We start from the raw sequence: 19,508 nt of genomic DNA on the forward strand, positions 1-19,508 counted from the left end.
CACATAATAATGTGTTTAACACATAAAATTATGTGTTTTATTTGGATTTAGATGATTTGTAAATTTAAATAAGCCATATATTTCTCAAAAGTGCTAAATCTACGTTGAGCAGTCGTACTTGCCCCGGGATAAATAGATAGGAAATAATCATATAACTCATCGCGATTAATAGGATTTTGGTCACGAAAATGATTAATCACATTAGCAAATACAGGTGAACTCGCAATTAAACTACGAGCCTCACTAGTTTTACCAGCTGAAGAAGCACTATAAAATGTCTGGCCTCTTTGAGTTAAAACTGCTGAATTATCATTATTCTGAATGAAGCCTAACTTTTCAGCAGCCAAACGATAATAACGACCTTGTCTTGAATCTGAATTTAAACCCAAATAATTTTCGATATCTTCATCGCTAGTAGCCCCCGATGCAACAGCTTCAACTACTTGAAATACTTTATTGATATCATCTGCTTGTAAAAAATCTGATGTTTCTAAAGACACTTTTTATCCCTCATAATAATTAAGAGATTGCTATTTACCATATTTTTTAATTTTTTAACATAAAATCTCTTATACGAAGCCTACATCTGCCTTTAACTTATAGACACCATCGCATTCATACCAACTCAACTCCCCCAATATATTTAGTAACAAAACATTACCTCGCACCCAAAACCTAACTTCCTTATCTCAAATTCCCATCGTCTTCCCTAACCAATAGATTACTTAATCCTATTCAGCTCCTTAAAACGACCTGCTAAACTGCCACTAATACATTTATAAAATCAGTCTGGTCATGATCGAAATCCACTCCAAACTCCCTGCTCAAGGTGTCACCATTTTTAGCATCATGACCGCTATGGCACATCGTCTTAACGCCCTTAACCTGTCACAAGGTTTTCCAGACTTTGATGCACCACCAGCGTTGCTACAAGCACTCAGCCAAGCTACATTAGATGGTTTTAACCAATACGCAGCGGGTGATGGTTTATTAGCCCTAAGAGAACAACTGGCTCAACTGTTTTTAAAACGTGATCAATTACAACTTGATCCAGTCACCGAAATCACCATCACTCCTGGGGCAACGATCGGGATTTTTAGTGCCATACAAGCTATCATTCATCAAGACGATGAAGTGATTATTTTTGATCCAAGCTATGACAGCTATGCTCCGAGCGTGCAATTGGTCGGTGGTAAAGCCATTCATATTCCACTCAATGCGCCTGAGTTTTCTGTGGATTGGAATCAAGTCAAATCTGCAATTACAGATAAAACCCGTATGGTCATTGTAAATACCCCACACAATCCAACTGGCGCGATTTGGTCTAAACAAGACTGGCTAAATTTAATTGAATTAATCCAAGATAAAAATATTATTGTGCTTTCAGACGAAGTCTATGAGCATTTGATTTATGACGGCGAAAAACATTATTCAGCATTGTCATTTCCTGAACTCAGAGAACGTAGTTTTGTGGTCGGTTCTTTTGGTAAAACTTTCCATGTAACAGGTTGGAAAACAGGTTATTGCATTGCGACACCCGAGCTCATGAAAGTATTCCGTCAAATTTATCAATTTGCCAACTTCTGTGGGGTAACACCCGTACAAATGGCGCTTGCCAATTTTATGCAACAGCATCCTGAACATATTGACGATCTATCAAGCTTCTATCAGCAAAAACGTGACCTGTTTATTTCAGGTATTGCGAATTCAAAATTCAGTTTAATTCCCTCTCAAGGCACATTCTTTCAAAATGTTGATTACAGCCAAATTCGCCCAGATTTAAATGATATCGATATGTGTAAATTCTTAGCGGAAGAACATAAAATTGTGGCGATTCCAGTTTCTGTTTTTTATAAGCAAGCCCCTGAAAATTTACGTTTAGTGCGTTTTTGTTTTGCCAAAAAGGAGCAAACTTTGATTCAGGCCTGTGAAATTTTAACCCAAATTTAATCCCAACCCATACAGATCATCTCTGTAAAATTAAAGCCTGAGTTACTCAAATACTCAGGCTTTTTTCTCAGCGTTTGTTATATTATCAATAAGATAAAGATACTCGAAATAGACAGTAGAATAAAAGATGCCAGCTCGTCCCGATATGCTTCACCAACCCAAATTCTGGAAGGTTTTTTTAATCTTCCTTGGTCCATTGATTCTAACCAATATTCTGCAAAACCTGTCTGGAACAATTAATACCATTTTTGTTGGGCAAATGCTGGGAGTAGAAGCGATTGCCGCAATTTCAGTATTTTTTCCGATCCTATTTTTATTGCTGGCTTTTGTGATTGGTCTATCTACAGGTGCGACTGTTCTAGTTGGACAAGCTTGGGGTGCTAAAGATATCGAAAAAGTGCGTACCATTGTTGGCGCATTGTTATTTATGACCCTCATGGGTGGATCAATCATTGCCTTTTTAGGGGTGTTTTTTGCCAAACAGATTCTATTGCTTTTGGGGATAGATCCCAAAATCATGCATCTTGCCCTGCCCTATGTTCAATGGATGTTAATGAGTAGTCCTTTTCTATTCATCTACATCACCTATACGTCTATTTTACGTGGTGTGGGTGACAGTACCACACCATTGATGGCTTCAAGTCTAACGATCATTGTTGGCGTCATTGTAACTCCAGCCTTGATTGGCGGTTATTTTGGGCTACCTAAGCTCGGCATTATTGCTCCAGCAATTGCCAGTGGCCTAGGCTTTATTTCAACTTTAGTTTTCCTTTATGTCTATTTGAATAAAAAAGATCATGCTTTAAGACCTGATGCAGCGTTAATCCAACATATCCGCTATCACCCTCAATTTAGTCGCAGTATCTTGCGCTTGGGTGTGCCGACAGGTATTCAAATGGTGACCAACTCGGTCGCAGGACTGGTGGTGATTGGACTGGTCAATCAACATGGCGCTCACGCAACAGCAGCATATGGTGCAGTCAACCAAGTCCTGAACTATATCCAATTCCCTGCTTTGTCGATTGCCATTGCTGGTTCTATCTTCGCAGCTCAAGCTATTGGTGCTGGGAAATCTGAACTACTGGCAAAAGTGACGCGAACAGCGCTGTTGAGTAATATCGTGATTACAGGTTCATTGGTACTCTTGGCCTATATTTGTTCAAAATATTTGATGGCGTTGTTTATTACAGATCCGTCTGTAATTGAGTTGGGTCAGCAATTACTATTTATCGTGTTGTGGTCAATTATATTTTTTGGAGCAAGTGCAATTTTTGCTTCGATCATGCGGGCAAGCGGAACTGTGACTGTGCCTATGATTTTTAATATTTTATCCATTCTGCTCATTGAAGTTCCGTGTGCCTACTTATTTAGTCAATGGTTTGGTTTAAAAGGCATTTGGTATGCGCTTGCCCTGACCTTTTTCAGTCTATGTCTTATGCAAGGTCTTTATTACCAATTTGTCTGGAAAAAGAAAACCATTGAGATCTTAATTTAAACGAATGGATATTAAGTTGTTATTCAACCCATTATTTCTCAAAGTCTAAAATGAAAAAAACCGTCAGCTTGACGGTTTTTTAATATCAATCAACTATTTTGGTTCTAACTTTTTACTAAACTTAGTCGCAAAACCTGTAATTTTTTGATATCCAGTCGGTAAAATACGCTGAATTAAATCTAAGGTTTTTGCATCATTCCCAATAAGTAAACGGCGCTTGTCTTTCAATACAGCATCCAACATTTGTTGAGCAGCATCTTCTGGAGGCATACGCAATAATTTATTAAATGCTTTTGCTGATTTCTCAGGGTTCATCCCCAAAGAACGTAAGCTGTCATTCATACGCGCATCATTTGCAATATTGGTACGAATACCGCCAGGATGAACACATAGAGCAGATACGCCACACTTTTCAATGTCTAATTCTTGACGTAATGATTCAGTAAAACCACGTACCGCAAATTTAGATGCATTGTATGCAGACTGGGTCGGCTGAGCCGTTAAACCAAATAAGCTCGAAATGTTGATGATATGTCCATCACCTGTTTTCTTGATATAAGGCAAAAATTCTTTTGTTCCATAGACAACGCCCCAGAAATTGATATTCATAATCCATTCAAGTTCGTCATAAGATGCACCTTCTACGGTAGATCCTAAAGCTACACCAGCATTGTTAAAAATCATGTTTACAGAACCATGATTTTGCACAGTATCCTCAGCCCAAGCTCGCATTTCTTCAACTTTGGCAACATTCACTTTTTTTGAGGTCACACGGACATTATATGGTTTGACCAGTTCAACGGTTTCAGATAAACCTTTTTCATTCACATCACTAATGGATAAATGACAACCTGCTTTTGCCAATAAAATAGCAAGTTGTTGTCCCATACCAGAGCCAGCACCAGTAATTGCAGCGACTTTGTTTTTAAAATTTTTCATTGTCTATCCTTTTTTAAACCCGCACAAAGCATTCAGAGTGATGTGCAGCTCACTTGCTCAATATAATTTTGACAATCATTATTGTCAATATTATATTGTGATTTAACCGATGTTTTTTTATACAAAAATTCTAGAATAGGTTTCAATGGCTTTTATTGCTAAAATAAGCGCTTCTTTGTGACAATCAAATATGACACGAGTAATTTTTTACAATGAATGAACCACTTTCAACTGAAAAGAAAACTATAAATAAAGCAGTCAAAGAACGTCAATTTAAGGGTATGTCCTTATCTGAGCGAAAACTTGCACGTCGAGAAAAGTTGATCGAAGCAGGGATTGAAGCCTACGGCACGCATGGTTTTTTTTCTGTCACCGTTAAAGATATTTGTAATGAAGCGAAACTGACTGAACGTTATTTTTATGAGTCCTTCAAAAAAAGTGAAGAACTGTTCCAAGTCATCTTTCTACAACTGATTGAACAATTACAACAAACCGTGATGCAAGGGGTCATGCAAGCAGCACCTGATCCTAAAAATATGATCCGTGGTGGCTTAACTGCAATCTTTACCATGTTAAAAAATGATCCACGTGTGGCGCGTATTATTTATATTGACGCCATGCTGGTTCAAGAACTGCATAATCATGCCACAATCCATGAAACGATGGGCCGTTTTGACCGATTAATTCACTCCTTTGTTACCCTAATGATGCCGCATATTGAACGCAGTGAACAAGAAATTTCCTTGGTTGCCACAGGTTTAAATGGCTATGTGACTCAAATTGCGGTTCGCTGGGTCATGGGTGGATTTAAACAATCGCTTGAAGAAATTGTCTCAGCATGTGAAATTGTATTTGTATCGCTGATTGATTCATTTTCATCTCAATAAGATTGTTAGCTTAAATATTTTTGTCATCAAATCGTCATAAAAATGTCAAATATCTCATTTTTATTTTCAATTTAAATAAATTTCTTTTCATAAAATGGAAGATTTATTTAAAAATTTCATGGATTATTCATCATATCGACGATTATTTGTCACATTTTTTTGCAAAAATTCGTCAACATCTTCTTTTTGCAATGATACTGTCATAATTAATCTTTGTAATAAGCCTGTCATAAATAAAAGACGGTACACCGTTCATACATAGGATATTGCGTTGTGAAAGATGACTATATATTAATCGTCGATGACGAACTTCCGATTCGAGAAATGATTCATACCTCATTGGATATGGCAGGCTTTCAATGCTTGCAAGCTGAAGATGCAAAACAAGCCCATCAAATGATTGTTGACCAACGACCATCTTTGATTTTACTCGATTGGATGATGCCTGGCGGTGTGAGCGGTGTAGACTTATGTCGTCGCTTAAAACGTGATGAAAATTTGGCAGAAATTCCAGTCATCATGTTGACAGCACGCGGTGAAGAAGACCATAAAGTTCAAGGTCTTGATGCTGGTGCAGATGACTATATGACCAAACCATTCTCTACTCGTGAATTGGTTTCTCGTATCAAAGCAGTACTTCGTCGTGCCAATGCCCTGAGTGGCGAAAAAACCATTGATGCCAATGGATTAATTCTTGATCCAGTGAGCCAACGCGTCAGTTTTAGTGATAATATTTTGGAAATGGGTCCAACAGAATACCGATTATTGGCATTTTTTATGACTCATCCTGAACGTGCTTATACACGTGCCCAGTTACTCGATCAGGTCTGGGGTGGCAACGTGTATATTGAAGACCGTACGATTGACGTACACATCCGCCGCTTACGTAAAGTGCTTGAACCATATGGCGCCGATCGCTACGTACAAACTGTACGTGGAACGGGTTATCGTTTCTCTACCCGTGCAGATGTTGCCTTAGGTTAAGCATTCTCAAGGTAAATAATTTTCTATGTATGAACCCTACCCCGTCCCAGATCTTGCGCGAGAACATAAAAAATTTCGTTACAGTAGCTTGTGGGAATTTGCAAAACAAGATTTACGCCTGCTTGGTTTTTTACTCATCATTGGTGGATTTATTGGTTTAGGGATAGGGTATTTTTGGATTACTATTTCCATCGGTTTTGCGGTTTTTTTCCTATTTCAATTACGCTCTTTATACTTGGTGAATGAATGGATTTCGAATCGTCCTTACGATTCTCCGCCCAATTTAGAGGGTATTTGGGGAGCGCTATTGTTTAATGTTTATCGCGCACAACGCCAAGAACGTGTGGTTCAGGCTGAAATGGTCGGCTTGATTGACCGTGCCCAATCTTCACTGATTGCTTTGGCCGAAGCTGTTGTTTTAACGGATGAATTACATCAGATTGAATGGTGGAATCCTGCGGCAGAAAGACTGTTGGGCATTCAACCTCTAGATCGTGGGCGTAATATCTTGACCATTATCCGCCAGCCGAGCTTTATTGAATATTTTAATAATATCGACCAATCTCCAGATGGCATTAAAATAAAATCTTCTGTTTATGAAGAGCATTATGTACAGATTAAACTCACACGTTTTGGCAGTGAAAGCCGTTTGCTCGTCGCTTACGATGTGACACGTGTACATAATCTAGAACAGATGCGCAAAGACTTTGTCGACAATATTTCACATGAACTGCGTACACCACTCACTGTACTCAGTGGTTATATCGAAACATTTACCGACCAAGAGGATTTAAATCCGCGCTGGAAACGAGCATTTGAACAGATGCAATCGCAAACACGTCGTATGAATGCGTTGGTCAATGACTTACTCTTGCTTTCACGTTTGGAAGGTAATAAACAAGTCGCAAAAAATCAAATCATCGATATGCCGAATTTGATGAATCAGCTTTTTGATGATGCACAAGCCTACAATGTTGATTATGGACATACTTTAAACTTAGATATCGACAGCCATTGTGACCTGATTGGTTCCGATGCAGAACTTGCCAGTGCGTTTAGTAATTTAATTACCAATGCGATTAAATACACTCCAAAAGGTGGCACCGTTACAATCGGCTGGCATGATGACAGTGAACATGGTTATTTTACCGTTGAAGATACCGGGATCGGGATTGACCCAAAACATATTCCACGTTTAACTGAACGCTTTTATCGCGTAGACAGTGCACGAAGCCGTCAAACGGGTGGAACAGGTTTAGGGCTAGCTATTGTGAAGCATGTTTTAATGCAACATAATGCTTACTTAGAAATTGATTCTAAAGAAAATCAAGGGTCTATTTTTAGAGTGGTTTTTCCCAAAGAGCGCCTTGATTTTGCAGGTTAATATTTGTTTTTTGATTAATTCTAATGAAACTATTTTTAGATTGTGAATTTAATGGCTTTGGCGGTGAATTAATTTCACTGGCATTGGTTGACGAGAATAATCAGCATTTTTATGAAGTTTTAGAATGCTTAGACCCAATTACTTGGGTTAAAGACCATGTCATGCCTCGTTTAAATCGAAAACCGATTCCCTTAGCGCAATTTCAAAGTCGCTTACAGATTCATTTATCTCGATATACAAGTCTTGAAATTGTGGCAGATTGGCCTGAAGACTTTGCCTTATTTACCCGTAGTCTTATGCTTTCAGCTGGGAAATGTATCCAAACACCTCCGCTCACCATGCAGTTATGGATGCAGGATCCAATCGAAACCCATGTTGCCTCTGAAAATCCACACAATGCATTAGCAGATGCACACGCTTTAAAGCTGTCTTATTTCAATGCCTATCATCTTTGATTTATTCTAAAAATAAAACCAATTTATATAACGGGCTCTTTAAATTGCGACTTATACCGGAATTCTTACATTAATTTTCTAAGAAATTCTTCATTATATCGTTATATTCATGCACTTATTTAAGATGCTATAAGGCTTTAGACTCGGTGACTCTCTACAACAGAAAGTACACCTCATGATAGAATAAGCAAATTAAACGGTATGCCCTAAAGCTTCACCCATCACTACAATAGAATTAGCTTTAAACTGTTCATCCCAAGTAATTTTATTCTGTTCAAACAATACAACTGCGGTTGAACCTAAATAAAAACGTCCAAGCTCAGCACCCTTTTCTAAGGCCAAATCGTGCTGGTTTAACTCTAAACGCCCTGTTGGTTTTATTTTACCAGTTGCCACAGTTTCAATTCCTGCAACAATCATTGCCCCCACTAGAACAACGGCCATACGTCCTAATTCGGTATCAAACAAACATACCATACGCTCATTACGCGCAAATAAACCTGGAATATTCTCTGCTGTAGTTTGGTTTACAGAAAATAATTCACCGGGGATATACAAAGTTTCTGTCAACGTTCCTGCAAATGGCATATGAACACGGTGATAATCACGTGGTGATAAATAAACCGTGGCAAATTCACCATTGATAAATGGTGTAGCCAATTGTGGGTCGCCAATCAGTTTGTCTACAGAAAAACTTTGGCCTTTGGCCTGAAATACATCACCATCTTTAATTTTACCCAACTGAGAAATTGCACCATCTGCTGGAGAGACAATACTGGTCTGATCTGCATCTATCTCTCGCACACCATCTTTTAAAGCACGGGTAAAAAATTCATTGAATGATTTATATTTTAAAGCATCACTTTGCTCAGCAATAGAAAGGTCTATCCCATACTGGGCTTTAAATGCTTGAATCGCTATATTTTTAACAATTGGATTTTCACTGGCTGCAACTTTACCAACAACTCGACTGAGTTGTTGTTGTGGAATGACTTTTTGTGCTTGGATAAAAATTTGTTTTTTTAACGCTGATGTAAGACTCACGCAGGTGATTCTCCAGTAATAATTGGACTATCGAGGCGATTGCCCCACTCGCTCCACGCACCATCATAGGCTTGAATATTCCAATTCAATAACCGCCCCAAGATATAAGCCAAACCAGAACGATGATGTGACTGACAGTACACCACCACAGGCTGGTCAAATTGAAAGCCTAATTGTTCTAGACGTTGTTGCGTGCGTTCAAGAGGATGCAATTTTAAATGATTTTGACGATTAATTGCAGTACTCCATTCAAAATGTTGTGCATTTGGAATGTGACCGCCGCGTCGCGCTGCCAACCGCTGTCCCGTATACTCTTCTGAAGTTCGACAATCCCAAACTTGAATCGCTTGCTGCTCAACCTTTTGCAACAATTGAGCATATTCAATCCGGTGCTGATCAAGATGTTGTAAATTGACCGTAACCAAGGCTTCAACTTTGCTAAAGCTTTCCGCTTCCGCCGAAGTCGGATAGCCTGCTGCTAGCCACGCATGAATTCCACCATTGAGTAAGCTGGTATTATAAAAACCAAGGCAATGTAAATTCCAGATCAAACGCCCAGCCCAAGCACCACCTTCATCATCATAGACCACGACATGATGTTCTGGAGAGATGTTCAAATAGCCAATCAGCGCTTTTAAACCATCCTCATCAGGCAATAACCCTGAAGCTTGTTCTTCCTGTCGCACCAGCAGTTGCGGTTTAACATGCAATGCATGTGGAATATGTAATTGATCATACACAGAGCTACGACTTAGATCGACAATACGAATTTTGTCATGCCCTAAAAATGGCACAAGTTGTTCTGCTTCTATGAGTAATTCGAAGTTAAAGGCTGATGTAGTCATACGTTTTTCTATTTTAAGACCTTGAGCACAAATGATCTTAGCACAGTGTTTTTTACCAATATGCTGATTTTTCACATTCTTTTAGCAAAAATTCAGATATCAATTTTCACTGCTTCGACAACTTCAGGTATTTCAAAGACCTGTCGTAAGTATGCTAAGAAAGTATCGTTGTCTGTCATGGTTTTTCCGGGACTATCTGAAATTTTTGCCACTGATTGACCGTTACATTCCACCAGTTTTAACACGATATTGAGTGGGGTTTGCCCCATATCATTGGTCAAATTCGTACCAATACCAAAACTGACTTGAAAGCGATCTTTAAAGTATTGATACAACGCCCACGCACGCTCTATATCTAATCCATCACTAAACGTCAGCATCTTGGTTTTGGTATCAATTTTTAGTTTTCGGTAGTGTTGATAAGCTTTATCACCCCATTCAAATGGGTCACCACTGTCATGACGTAAGCCATCAAATAGCTTGGCAAAATACAAATCAAAATCTTGTAAGAATGCATCCATACCAACCACATCGGTCAAGGCAATGCCCAAATCGCCACGATACTCTTGTACCCATGTTTCTAAAGCAGCTTTTTGAAAATCTCTTAAGCGGACATCTAGCGCTTGGAATGCTTGTAGAAACTCATGTGCCATGGTTCCAATTGGATGAATATTTAATTCTTTTGCCAAGAGGACATTACTGGTACCTCTAAATACATTGGGTACAGCTGCATGGAAGGTCTGGATCACATGTCTTTGCCAATCTAGACTATAACGACGGCGAGTACCAAAATCTGAAACTAAAAAGGGAGGAGCTTGTGTGCCTTGTTGTTGTTCAAATTTCTTTAATAATTCAACTTTGGCTTGTAGACGACGTTCACCTTCAACATAAATGTCATCATTACGAATCCGGCTAAAATAAAGTTCATTGACAATCGCCAGAACAAAAATTTCAAACATCATCGCCTGAACCATTGGGCCTTCAACCCAAATGTCTAAACGACCTTGTTCATCAATACCCGCTTTAATAAAACGACGTTTCAGTTGGAATAATTCTAAATAGTCGACAAAATCACTTTTGATAAAACGCATACTGCGTAAATATTGCAATTCATCTTCTTGGAATTTGAGTAAGCAGAGATGATCGAGCTGCTCGTTCAAATCATCCAGAATATCCGTCAGGGGATAAACCGTAGCATCTAGATTACGACAGCGGAAATGATACACACTGTGCGTTTGTGGAAATTTATGTAGCACCACTTGTAACATGGTAAATTTATATAAATCTGTATCGAGCAAGGATTGGATGATTGGCGCCATATCTATTTTAATTTCGCTATGCTGTTTTTATTAAAGCATATTTTTCACTGAGATAACGTAATCATTTATAAGTGATGAACTATATTTTCAGTTAAGCTCAACATAAATCTCGGCATATTTGTTTTTTTAATTTATCTATTTATATTAGAATGCCATAAATTCTATTTTTATTCAAAAGCTTACCAATAGATTCAGCTCTACATCAATGACTTACTCACATCATCTTACTGAGTTTTCCCTGTTAGAATAGGCTTATCATATTTTAGTCTTATTGTTTATATGCGCGCATTATTACAAAGAGTGTTAGAAGCCAAAGTCGTTGTTGAGGGTGAAACCACTGGAGAAATTCAAAAAGGAATTTTGGTTTTTCTAGGCTTAGCTAAGGATGACAATTTTGAAAAAGGTCAAAAATTAATTGATAAAATTTTGAAATATCGTTTTTTTGATGATGAGCAAGGCAAAATGGGGTGGAACGTCAGCCAAGCCAATGGCGAGATTTTATTGGTTTCTCAATTCACATTAATGGCACAAACGCAAAAAGGCTTGCGTCCAGACTTTGGACCAGCCATGCCGCCCACTGAAGCTCAAGCGCTTTATCAACAATTGGTTGATTATGCTCGATCACAATTTAAAAACGTTGAAACAGGTATTTTCGCAGCAGATATGAAAGTTCATTTGGTCAATGATGGACCAGTGACCTTTAACTTGGAAGTTGAATAATCAAAATCTTGATCTTAATCGCAATGTTTAAATCTTAAAAAGCCCGATCAGATCGGACTTTTTAAGATTATCGATTCGCTTAGCGTCCAGTCTTCTCTTTTAAGAATTGACGTGCCAATTTAATTTTGTCTTTTACTGGTTTGGGAACTTTTGGTGGAATCAGCTTAGCAACTTGGTTAAACCAGACTAGCAAACTGAAATCTCCTTCCATTTTGATGCTGCCGTTTTGCATACCCGTCATAAAAGCTGTTGGATCGCCTTTTACTAAAGTTTTTACACCTTGCTCACTGTCAGCAAACTGTAAAACAAAATCAGCTTTTTGTTCAGCACCTGAAACGGTATCAATTTGACCATTGTTCACAATAATTTGGCGTGCCACGCCCAAGTCGGTACCAATCTGAATACGGAACTGACGATCATGAGTCAATTCAATAAATTTTGGACTTGTACGAGCCAATTGTTTCATACGAAGTGCTAAACCCAATACAAGCAAATCCAGTGGATCTGTACTTGCATCAACGATTGGTAACTTCACAACTGGAATTGCAGAAAGTTTCATGACATTTAAGCCTGTTGTTTTTTAAATTAGATTCGAATTTGCTCATCCTAACATAACTGTCATTGCGTAGACATGGCTTTCAGAGCAAAGTATAAACTGAAAAAAAGGTATACCATTATGATATACCTTGGAATGTCTAAATTGATTTTTTTCGTGTAATTAAAGTCACTATTGTTATCTTAGCGTTCATATTGACTGAAGTTTTCACTCAAAACTTATTCATCTTCATAGACTGGTGTATGTTCAATATATTGACGATTTGCCAATGCTTTTTGTGCACGGCTATCTTCACGTAATAAAAGTGCAATCAATGCAGACATCGCCAACATAATCGCGGTTAAATAGCTATATGCGACCGAAATATCAAAGATGTTCTGTACACTATAACGCATTGCTTCCAAGATGCCCCAGAAGATCATGCCTGCAAACATAAACCCTAACCAATGACGATAAGGGGAAAAGAAAACGGTAGCCAACGCTGCAGCAATTAGACCGAATCCAATCAATGTTGCAAATGTTGTTGATACCATAACAACCTCCGTCAAAATGATGCCTTTTAAAAAAACCGTTTAAATAGGTGTTTCACAACAATTTCAAGCTTTATAATTTTTCTTAAATCACCTTATAGAAGCTTATGCATTGCATTATGTATAGTTTTTATGAGAAGGAAAGAGCTGTTTTCTGGTTAAACGACACACTTTGTCGCCACATTCATTTGTCATTACATTTTTTAAGAATCCTGTTTTTCTCACAATCTAATTACCATCAATCATGCAGTGTCATTACAAAAAAATACATACAGCTTTTAATACTAGAAAATCTTTTTTTAAGTTCTAAAACCAATAGTTTGATCAAGTTGTTTTATTGACCACTAATCACAGCAAAGTAATTCATTTTCAAATAAAAAATAGCGACTTAAAGTCGCTATTTGTCATGATTCTGCAATATAATCCAAGTCATTTAAGCACGTGATAAATCTTTATCATGCACACCTAAAAGATAAAGCACACCATCTAGACCTACGCTTGAAATGGCTTGATTGGCATTTTGACGAACCACAGGTTTAGCACGGAAAGCCACACCGAGCCCAGCAATTGAAAGCATTGGTAAATCATTTGCACCATCTCCAACCGCAATCGCTTGCTCAGGTGAAATCCCCATTTTCCCAACCAACTCAGTCAATAAATACGCTTTGCGTGCACCATCAACGATATGCCCTTTAACCTCACCTGTCACAACACCATTTTCAACATCAAGAATATTGGCATGCACTTCATCAATGCCCAGTTTTTCTTGAAGAAATTCAGCAAAGTACTGAAATCCCCCAGATAAAATCGCAGTTTTATAACCCAATGATTTTAGTGTCGAGATTAAACGCTCAGCACCTTCTGTCACGGTTAATCGCTCAGCAATTTGTGGCAATACTTTGGCATCAAGGCCTTTCAGTAATGCAACCCGTGCACGGAAACTTTGTTGAAAATCTAACTCCCCTTGCATTGCACGTTCAGTGATTTCAGCGACTTTATCGCCCACCCCTGCTTCTTTGGCAAGTTCGTCAATTACTTCTTGCTCAATCAAAGTCGAGTCCATATCGAAACAAACTAAGCGGCGATTACGGCGATAGGCATTGTCTTCTTGTACAGCAACATCAATATTTAATTCAGCAGAAAGCCGTAAACATGCGGCACGCATCGCCTGTGCATCAAGCATTTGCCCACTCAAGCCAAATTGAACACATGAACGCTTCAGTCCATCTTGGTCTCCGTTACGCTCGGGACGACCCGATAAACGAGTTACGGTTTCAATGTTAAAACCTTGACTTGAAACAATATTGGTCACCGCTTGCAGATGTTCGGCTGTGAGCTCTGGTGCTAAAGCGGTCACGATATAACGTGTACGCCCACCTTCACTCACCCATTGGTCATATTCTGCGCCTGAAATCGGCTTAAAACGAACTGTTAAACCAATATCATGTGCTAAAATAAGGATGTCTTTCATGGCTAAAGCTGTTGCAGTTTGATCGTTGGACGACACTACAATACCTAAAGTCAATTGATTATGGATGACCGCCTGCCCTACATCTAATATTTGCAAAGAATGTACGGACAACACTTGCATTAATCGAGTAAACTGATTGGGTTGGTCAGGTCCTAAAAATGAAATAAGAATGATTTCTCGCATGAATTGACTCGGGTCTGAGCTACAACAATTGGAAGAATCATAATCGAAATCGAAATTTTTTGCTTTGGAAGTTTACGTTGAATGCGCCAAGACAAGGGCTATTTGCTAGCCTACTTATTGTAAGTTTTGCATTTCATACCTTTTTATTGGTAGTTGCAACAACACATCAATTAAATGAAAACCGTGCCAGCCAAGGCCAACTCATGACCAGTCAATTGGTCACGGACAGCCTGTCTGAACTCGAACCCGCAAATACTGTTTCATTGGCGCTGTTGGCAAATCGCTATGCGACCAATCCAAGTGTGGCTTCGATTCGAATACTTGATGCGAAAAAACAAGTGTTGGCAACCAGTGGTATGGCAAAAACTCGTCAAGGTGAAGTGTTTGTTCGTGATGCATTACAGAACGAGAAAAAAGTTGGCACAATTGAAATTACCTTGATCAAGCCAAGTATTGGTGAAATTTTACGTACCCAATGGCTGGCTATTTTAGTGTCATTATTGATTCATGCCTTTTTATGGCTGGCCTATCGTGCCATTGCTCGCCCAACACGTAGTGAATATTTGGCTCGTATCAACAATGAAGCCCGTTTAAAACACGAAATTCAACAATTGACAGAAGCTCTTGAAGCTGAGAAAGCCAATCGCACGATTGCGATTGCGCAAGCTCAACAACAAGCACAAGCCAAAGCAAAACCTGAACCCAAAACACCTGTAACCACGACACTGGAAAATGACCAAGAGATTTTGGCGCTGAATATTCAGTACTATGATCCAAAGCAACTGATGAATACGGTCAACCAATCGGTTTCACTGCCTTATTTTAATTTATGTCAGATTTTTCTTAATAAAAGTATTGAACTTTGCGCACAGCATTTCAAATTGAATGCAAAAGATTTCACCATTCATCAAGAATTTAATCAGAATGGTGCAATCCTGAGTATTGATGCTGAAAAACCCAATGCAGCACAATCTATATTAATGGTTGGTTCGGTATTTCAATTATTGTCAGAAGTTCTGTATAAACGTTACCGTGAAGATAAGCGCTTTGTTTTACAGACGCGTTGTGCGGTCACCACCTCAGTAGAGGCGATGCAACTTGATGCGTCTCAAGCGGCTGAGCGCTTGGTGAACCATTTAATTGCCAAAGAAATGGCATTGTATTTAAGTAATGATCAGCTCAAGCATATTGGTGATTGTTATCAATTGGTTGCCTTACCAAATCCAACCAATGTGTTGACTCGTCATTCATTTATGATCAATGGTATGAATAATGACTGTGCTGAAATTGCACAAAATATTCGTACTGAGATTTTAAAAGGAAAGAAAAATACACCAAACTCTGAAGTAATCTCAGAGAATTAAGTATTTACCATCTATCAAGCCCTCCTCTTTTTTAAAGTGTGAGGGTTTTTCTTTTATTACGCTCAATTTCCGATAAGTTCATCTTATTTTTTTCGAAATGAGTGTCTGATCTTTATACTAAATCACGATAAATCATTTTTCTTCTCTTTTCATTGCCCTACAAGCTTGTGTATAACTATCTATCTCAAAGGAAGATGATAAGCATAGGCAAAATACGTAAAAACACGTTAGACTATGCTCCGAATATATTCAATGAAAATGTCATACGACAGAACAAAAAGGTGAAGGTTGATGCCGCTCAATACTGTTGAAGAGCTTGTAGCAGATATCCGTGCAGGTAAAATGGTTATCCTCATGGATGACGAGGATCGTGAAAATGAAGGCGATTTAGTCATTGCTGCAACACACGTACGCCCTGAAGACATCAACTTTATGATCACCCATGCTCGTGGTCTTGTATGCCTAACACTAAGTCGTGACCGCTGTAAGCAACTCGATCTACCATTAATGGTCGACCATAATGGCGCACAACACAGTACAAATTTCACGCTTTCTATTGAAGCTGCAAATGGTATTACCACGGGTATTTCTGCTGCAGAACGTGCCCATACCATACAAACTGCAGTTGCTGCTCATGCCAAACCTGCTGATATAGTACAACCTGGGCATATCTTCCCATTGATGGCACAACCAGGTGGTGTATTACACCGTGCTGGACATACTGAAGCTGGCTGTGACTTATCTCGTTTAGCGGGTTTAGAGCCGGCATCTGTGATTTGTGAAATTATCAATGAAGATGGCACGATGGCACGTCGTCCAGATCTTGAAGTATTTGCTGAGAAACATGGCTTAAAAATTGGTACAATTGCTGATCTGATTCATTATCGTATGACCAATGAACAAACAGTAGAACGATTGGATCAACAAAGCATAGATACTGAATACGGTACCTTTGATTTATACCGTTACCGTGAAATTGGTAATCCAGACATTCATTTGGCTTTGGTTAAAGGTGAACCGCAACAAGGTGTGACAACTGTCCGCGTACATGGTTTCAACCCTGTACGTGATTTATTGAAACTTAATAAAAAAGATGGTGAGCCTGCTTGGAACCTAGATAAAGCACTCAAAACAATTGCTGAGAGTGATCGAGGGGTTTTGGTCTGGATTGGTCAACGTCATCTATCTGACTTAGGCCCTGCTTTAGCAGAACTTGGTAAGCCAAAACCAACAAAATCAAATGCCGCACTTTCACAGCAATATCAAACGATTGGTGTTGGTGCACAAATTTTACGTGATCTCGGTGTTGAAAAGATGAAACTTCTTAGCTCACCATTACGTTTTAATGCATTATCAGGTTTTAATTTAGAAGTGGTGGAATACATCACTGCTGACCAAAAAACCGGTCAATAATTTTTAATCAGATGGCTTGTATTACTCAATTAGGTTTCTAGTTGGGAAATAAAAGCAGTCTGTACAACCACTTATCTGTTAAATTATCGAGGTTGCCATGGCGATTCGCCGAATTGAAGGTTTATTACATCTCGCGAGCGAAGACCGTTACGCGATTTTAGTTGGTCGTTTTAACAGCTTTGTTGTTGAACATTTATTAGAAGGTGCAATTGATACATTGCATCGTCATGGTGTAAGCGACGATAATATCACTGTCGTTCATGCACCGGGCGCATGGGAACTTCCAGTTGTGGCTAAAAAATTAGCAGCTTCTGGTAAATTCGATGCAGTGATCGCACTTGGCGCAGTGATTCGTGGTAGTACGCCACATTTCGACTTCGTTGCAGGTGAATGTGCCAAAGGTTTAGGTGTAGTTGGTTTAGATACTGGCCTACCTGTGATCAATGGTGTATTGACTACGGACAGTATTGAACAGGCGATTGAACGCTCTGGTACAAAAGCAGGTAATAAAGGTGGTGAAGCTGCCCTTACTGCTATTGAAATGGTTAACCTGTTAAAGGCAATTTAAAGCATGTCGCAAACACTCCAAGCTACTTATGCAGCAAAACGTAAAGCACGTCGCTTTGCTGTACAAGGGATTTATGAATGGCAAATGAGCCACAACCCAGTGCATGAAATTGAAGCACGTACACGTGTTGAAAACGCAATGCATAAAGTGGATCTCGGCTATTATCATGAGTTGCTCACAGCCGTGATCGCAAACCATGAAGCATTGGATGCTTTACTTGTTCCTGTTCTAGATCGTGAACTGAGTGCATTAGACGGTGTAGAACTTGCTACATTACGTTTGGGTGCATACGAACTCAAAGACCATCTTGAAGTCCCTTATCGAGTTGTACTCGATGAAGCCATTGAGCTGGCAAAACACTTTGGTGGTGCTGACAGTCATAAATACATCAATGGTGTATTAGATCGTTTAGCAACAAGCCTGCGTGAAGCAGAAAAGCAACAAAGCAAATAAGTTGTTTTTACATGGCTGAGTTTTCAATTATTGAGACCTATTTCAATCGTCAGCAGCAAACTGATGTTGATTTAGGCGTCGGTGACGACTCAGCGCTGCTTTCACCACCTTTAAATCATCAATTGGTGATTTGCACAGATACGCTTGTCGCTGGTCGACATTTTCCGCTAGAAGCCTCTCCACATGCCATTGGCTGGAAATCTGTTGCTGTTAATCTTTCAGATATTGCTGCAATGGGTGCAAAACCCCACAGTATTTTACTCGCATTGAGCCTATCCCAAATTGATCATGACTGGCTAAAACAATTTAGTCAGGGTTTATATGATTGTTGCGATCAATTTGGCGTACGTTTAATTGGCGGTGATACCACGCAAAGTCCACATCTTACTATTACCGTCACGGCACTGGGCTGGATTGAAACAGGCAAAGCCATTACCCGTTCTGGCGCGCAAGTCGATGATTTAATTGTAGTCAGTGGCTCGATTGGTGATGCCGCTTTTGGATTAAAGCATTTAGGACATCCCCTACAACAACGTCTAGATTACCCAACACCGCGCTGCGAATTAGGCGCTATGTTGAAAGACTTGGCATCCAGTATGATTGATGTTTCAGATGGGCTTGCTCAAGATCTGGGGCATATATTAGATGCCTCGGGTGTCGGTGCAAAAATAGATTTAAATCAACTCCCAATTCATCCAGCTTTAAAGCAGCTCAGCAACAATGAGCAATGGAAATATGCTTTAGCGGGCGGAGATGATTATGAGTTATGCTTTACAATAACTATGCAAAATTATGCTAAACTTTTGCAATTAAAACCAAATGTAACCACTACAATCATCGGCCAAGTTACACAAAAATCTGGGATTGTATTTGAGAAAGATGGCTTAGACCATCCACTTCAACTTCAAGGGTACCAACACTTTGCATAAACCTCCGATTGTCTTTAAA

General features: G+C 39.1%; 20 protein-coding genes. 12 read left to right on the forward strand and 8 right to left on the reverse strand.

Going from position 1 to position 19,508, the window contains the following annotated elements:
• Positions 1 to 47: 47 nt before the first annotated feature.
• On the reverse strand, positions 48 to 500 hold the full coding sequence (locus AC4CVF_RS18215; RefSeq protein ID WP_490789802.1) for a DUF7226 domain-containing protein: 453 nt from the start codon (positions 498 to 500) through the stop codon (positions 48 to 50).
• Positions 501 to 795: 295 nt separating this feature from the next.
• Here AC4CVF_RS18215 and AC4CVF_RS18220 point away from each other — a divergent pair, with 295 nt between their 5' ends.
• Both AC4CVF_RS18220 and AC4CVF_RS18225 read left to right on the forward strand, forming a co-directional pair.
• Complete coding sequence (locus AC4CVF_RS18220; RefSeq protein ID WP_419326929.1) at positions 796 to 1,950, forward strand: methionine aminotransferase; 1,155 nt, start codon at positions 796 to 798, stop codon at positions 1,948 to 1,950.
• 127 nt (positions 1,951 to 2,077) lie between these two features.
• A complete protein-coding gene (locus tag AC4CVF_RS18225) occupies positions 2,078 to 3,445 on the forward strand; it encodes an MATE family efflux transporter (protein ID WP_490789803.1) in 1,368 nt (455 codons plus the stop codon).
• 93 nt (positions 3,446 to 3,538) lie between these two features.
• Here the strand turns inward: AC4CVF_RS18225 and AC4CVF_RS18230 are convergent, their stop codons facing one another.
• On the reverse strand, positions 3,539 to 4,384 hold the full coding sequence (locus AC4CVF_RS18230) for an SDR family NAD(P)-dependent oxidoreductase (RefSeq protein ID WP_336952510.1): 846 nt from the start codon (positions 4,382 to 4,384) through the stop codon (positions 3,539 to 3,541).
• Between the two features lie 212 nt (positions 4,385 to 4,596).
• Between AC4CVF_RS18230 and AC4CVF_RS18235 the strand changes: the two genes are divergently transcribed.
• The 4 genes from AC4CVF_RS18235 (at position 4,597) to AC4CVF_RS18250 (ending at position 8,094) form a co-directional block, all read left to right on the forward strand.
• A complete protein-coding gene (locus AC4CVF_RS18235; RefSeq protein WP_419360598.1) occupies positions 4,597 to 5,271 on the forward strand; it encodes a TetR/AcrR family transcriptional regulator in 675 nt (224 codons plus the stop codon).
• A gap of 273 nt (positions 5,272 to 5,544) precedes the next feature.
• Positions 5,545 to 6,255: a phosphate regulon transcriptional regulator PhoB gene (phoB, locus tag AC4CVF_RS18240; protein WP_004718724.1), complete on the forward strand. Its 711-nt coding sequence runs from the start codon at positions 5,545 to 5,547 to the stop codon at positions 6,253 to 6,255.
• A gap of 25 nt (positions 6,256 to 6,280) precedes the next feature.
• Complete coding sequence (gene phoR / locus AC4CVF_RS18245; RefSeq protein ID WP_419326927.1) at positions 6,281 to 7,639, forward strand: phosphate regulon sensor histidine kinase PhoR; 1,359 nt, start codon at positions 6,281 to 6,283, stop codon at positions 7,637 to 7,639.
• A gap of 23 nt (positions 7,640 to 7,662) precedes the next feature.
• Positions 7,663 to 8,094 (forward strand): hypothetical protein, encoded by a 432-nt coding sequence (locus AC4CVF_RS18250; protein ID WP_336952513.1) that lies wholly within the window; start codon positions 7,663 to 7,665, stop codon positions 8,092 to 8,094.
• Positions 8,095 to 8,286: 192 nt separating this feature from the next.
• On the opposite strand, the gene asd is transcribed toward AC4CVF_RS18250, so the two are convergent.
• The 3 genes from asd to pncB all read right to left on the reverse strand — a co-directional run bounded on the left by asd (position 8,287) and on the right by pncB (position 11,302).
• Positions 8,287 to 9,138: an archaetidylserine decarboxylase gene (gene asd / locus AC4CVF_RS18255; protein ID WP_419819767.1), complete on the reverse strand. Its 852-nt coding sequence runs from the start codon at positions 9,136 to 9,138 to the stop codon at positions 8,287 to 8,289.
• Positions 9,135 to 9,983: a sulfurtransferase gene (locus AC4CVF_RS18260; protein ID WP_336952516.1), complete on the reverse strand. Its 849-nt coding sequence runs from the start codon at positions 9,981 to 9,983 to the stop codon at positions 9,135 to 9,137. Before AC4CVF_RS18260 ends, asd begins: the two co-directional genes overlap by 4 nt.
• 92 nt (positions 9,984 to 10,075) lie before the next feature.
• Complete coding sequence (pncB, locus tag AC4CVF_RS18265) at positions 10,076 to 11,302, reverse strand: nicotinate phosphoribosyltransferase (RefSeq protein ID WP_004718736.1); 1,227 nt, start codon at positions 11,300 to 11,302, stop codon at positions 10,076 to 10,078.
• Positions 11,303 to 11,581: 279 nt separating this feature from the next.
• Between pncB and dtd the strand changes: the two genes are divergently transcribed.
• Positions 11,582 to 12,022, forward strand: coding sequence for a D-aminoacyl-tRNA deacylase (gene dtd / locus AC4CVF_RS18270; protein WP_336952517.1), 441 nt, complete (start codon positions 11,582 to 11,584; stop codon positions 12,020 to 12,022).
• Positions 12,023 to 12,101: 79 nt separating this feature from the next.
• Here the strand turns inward: dtd and AC4CVF_RS18275 are convergent, their stop codons facing one another.
• The 3 genes from AC4CVF_RS18275 to serB all read right to left on the reverse strand — a co-directional run bounded on the left by AC4CVF_RS18275 (position 12,102) and on the right by serB (position 14,762).
• Positions 12,102 to 12,581 carry an SCP-2 sterol transfer family protein gene (locus AC4CVF_RS18275; protein WP_336952518.1) on the reverse strand — a complete coding sequence of 160 codons (480 nt, stop codon included), beginning with the start codon at positions 12,579 to 12,581 and terminating at the stop codon, positions 12,102 to 12,104.
• A gap of 215 nt (positions 12,582 to 12,796) precedes the next feature.
• Positions 12,797 to 13,111 carry a ciprofloxacin tolerance protein AciT gene (gene aciT, locus AC4CVF_RS18280; RefSeq protein ID WP_336952519.1) on the reverse strand — a complete coding sequence of 105 codons (315 nt, stop codon included), beginning with the start codon at positions 13,109 to 13,111 and terminating at the stop codon, positions 12,797 to 12,799.
• 430 nt (positions 13,112 to 13,541) lie between these two features.
• Positions 13,542 to 14,762, reverse strand: coding sequence for a phosphoserine phosphatase SerB (gene serB / locus AC4CVF_RS18285; protein ID WP_336952520.1), 1,221 nt, complete (start codon positions 14,760 to 14,762; stop codon positions 13,542 to 13,544).
• Between the two features lie 77 nt (positions 14,763 to 14,839).
• Between serB and AC4CVF_RS18290 the strand changes: the two genes are divergently transcribed.
• From AC4CVF_RS18290 to thiL, 5 genes are all read left to right on the forward strand, one after another.
• Positions 14,840 to 16,126: a hypothetical protein gene (locus AC4CVF_RS18290; RefSeq protein ID WP_336952521.1), complete on the forward strand. Its 1,287-nt coding sequence runs from the start codon at positions 14,840 to 14,842 to the stop codon at positions 16,124 to 16,126.
• 291 nt (positions 16,127 to 16,417) lie between these two features.
• Complete coding sequence (gene ribBA / locus AC4CVF_RS18295; RefSeq protein WP_336952522.1) at positions 16,418 to 17,539, forward strand: bifunctional 3,4-dihydroxy-2-butanone-4-phosphate synthase/GTP cyclohydrolase II; 1,122 nt, start codon at positions 16,418 to 16,420, stop codon at positions 17,537 to 17,539.
• Between the two features lie 97 nt (positions 17,540 to 17,636).
• Positions 17,637 to 18,107, forward strand: coding sequence for a 6,7-dimethyl-8-ribityllumazine synthase (gene ribH, locus AC4CVF_RS18300; protein WP_004718750.1), 471 nt, complete (start codon positions 17,637 to 17,639; stop codon positions 18,105 to 18,107).
• 3 nt (positions 18,108 to 18,110) lie between these two features.
• Positions 18,111 to 18,560, forward strand: coding sequence for a transcription antitermination factor NusB (nusB, locus tag AC4CVF_RS18305; protein WP_004718751.1), 450 nt, complete (start codon positions 18,111 to 18,113; stop codon positions 18,558 to 18,560).
• 11 nt (positions 18,561 to 18,571) lie between these two features.
• The gene (gene thiL, locus AC4CVF_RS18310; protein ID WP_419326924.1) at positions 18,572 to 19,489 is read left to right on the forward strand and encodes a thiamine-phosphate kinase; all 918 of its coding nucleotides are present in this window, start codon (positions 18,572 to 18,574) and stop codon (positions 19,487 to 19,489) included.
• Positions 19,490 to 19,508: the final 19 nt, after the last annotated feature.

The sequence above is a fragment of the Acinetobacter sp. LipI_19 genome, assembly GCF_058242925.1.

Excerpts from the sequence above, each read along its gene's own strand:
- AC4CVF_RS18230 (WP_336952510.1), bottom strand. The coding sequence starts at position 4,384 with ATGAAAAATTTTAAAAACAAAGTCGCTGCAATTACTGGTGCTGGCTCT.
- phoR (WP_419326927.1), top strand. The coding sequence starts at position 6,281 with ATGTATGAACCCTACCCCGTCCCAGATCTTGCGCGAGAACATAAAAAA.
- pncB (WP_004718736.1), bottom strand. The coding sequence starts at position 11,302 with ATGGCGCCAATCATCCAATCCTTGCTCGATACAGATTTATATAAATTT.
- ribBA (WP_336952522.1), top strand. The coding sequence starts at position 16,418 with ATGCCGCTCAATACTGTTGAAGAGCTTGTAGCAGATATCCGTGCAGGT.
- aciT (WP_336952519.1), bottom strand. The coding sequence starts at position 13,111 with ATGGTATCAACAACATTTGCAACATTGATTGGATTCGGTCTAATTGCT.
- thiL (WP_419326924.1), top strand. The coding sequence starts at position 18,572 with ATGGCTGAGTTTTCAATTATTGAGACCTATTTCAATCGTCAGCAGCAA.
- AC4CVF_RS18260 (WP_336952516.1), bottom strand. The coding sequence starts at position 9,983 with ATGACTACATCAGCCTTTAACTTCGAATTACTCATAGAAGCAGAACAA.
- AC4CVF_RS18275 (WP_336952518.1), bottom strand. The coding sequence starts at position 12,581 with ATGAAACTTTCTGCAATTCCAGTTGTGAAGTTACCAATCGTTGATGCA.
- serB (WP_336952520.1), bottom strand. The coding sequence starts at position 14,762 with ATGCGAGAAATCATTCTTATTTCATTTTTAGGACCTGACCAACCCAAT.
- ribH (WP_004718750.1), top strand. The coding sequence starts at position 17,637 with ATGGCGATTCGCCGAATTGAAGGTTTATTACATCTCGCGAGCGAAGAC.
- nusB (WP_004718751.1), top strand. The coding sequence starts at position 18,111 with ATGTCGCAAACACTCCAAGCTACTTATGCAGCAAAACGTAAAGCACGT.
- AC4CVF_RS18235 (WP_419360598.1), top strand. The coding sequence starts at position 4,597 with ATGAATGAACCACTTTCAACTGAAAAGAAAACTATAAATAAAGCAGTC.
- dtd (WP_336952517.1), top strand. The coding sequence starts at position 11,582 with ATGCGCGCATTATTACAAAGAGTGTTAGAAGCCAAAGTCGTTGTTGAG.
- AC4CVF_RS18250 (WP_336952513.1), top strand. The coding sequence starts at position 7,663 with ATGAAACTATTTTTAGATTGTGAATTTAATGGCTTTGGCGGTGAATTA.
- AC4CVF_RS18220 (WP_419326929.1), top strand. The coding sequence starts at position 796 with ATGATCGAAATCCACTCCAAACTCCCTGCTCAAGGTGTCACCATTTTT.
- AC4CVF_RS18225 (WP_490789803.1), top strand. The coding sequence starts at position 2,078 with ATGCCAGCTCGTCCCGATATGCTTCACCAACCCAAATTCTGGAAGGTT.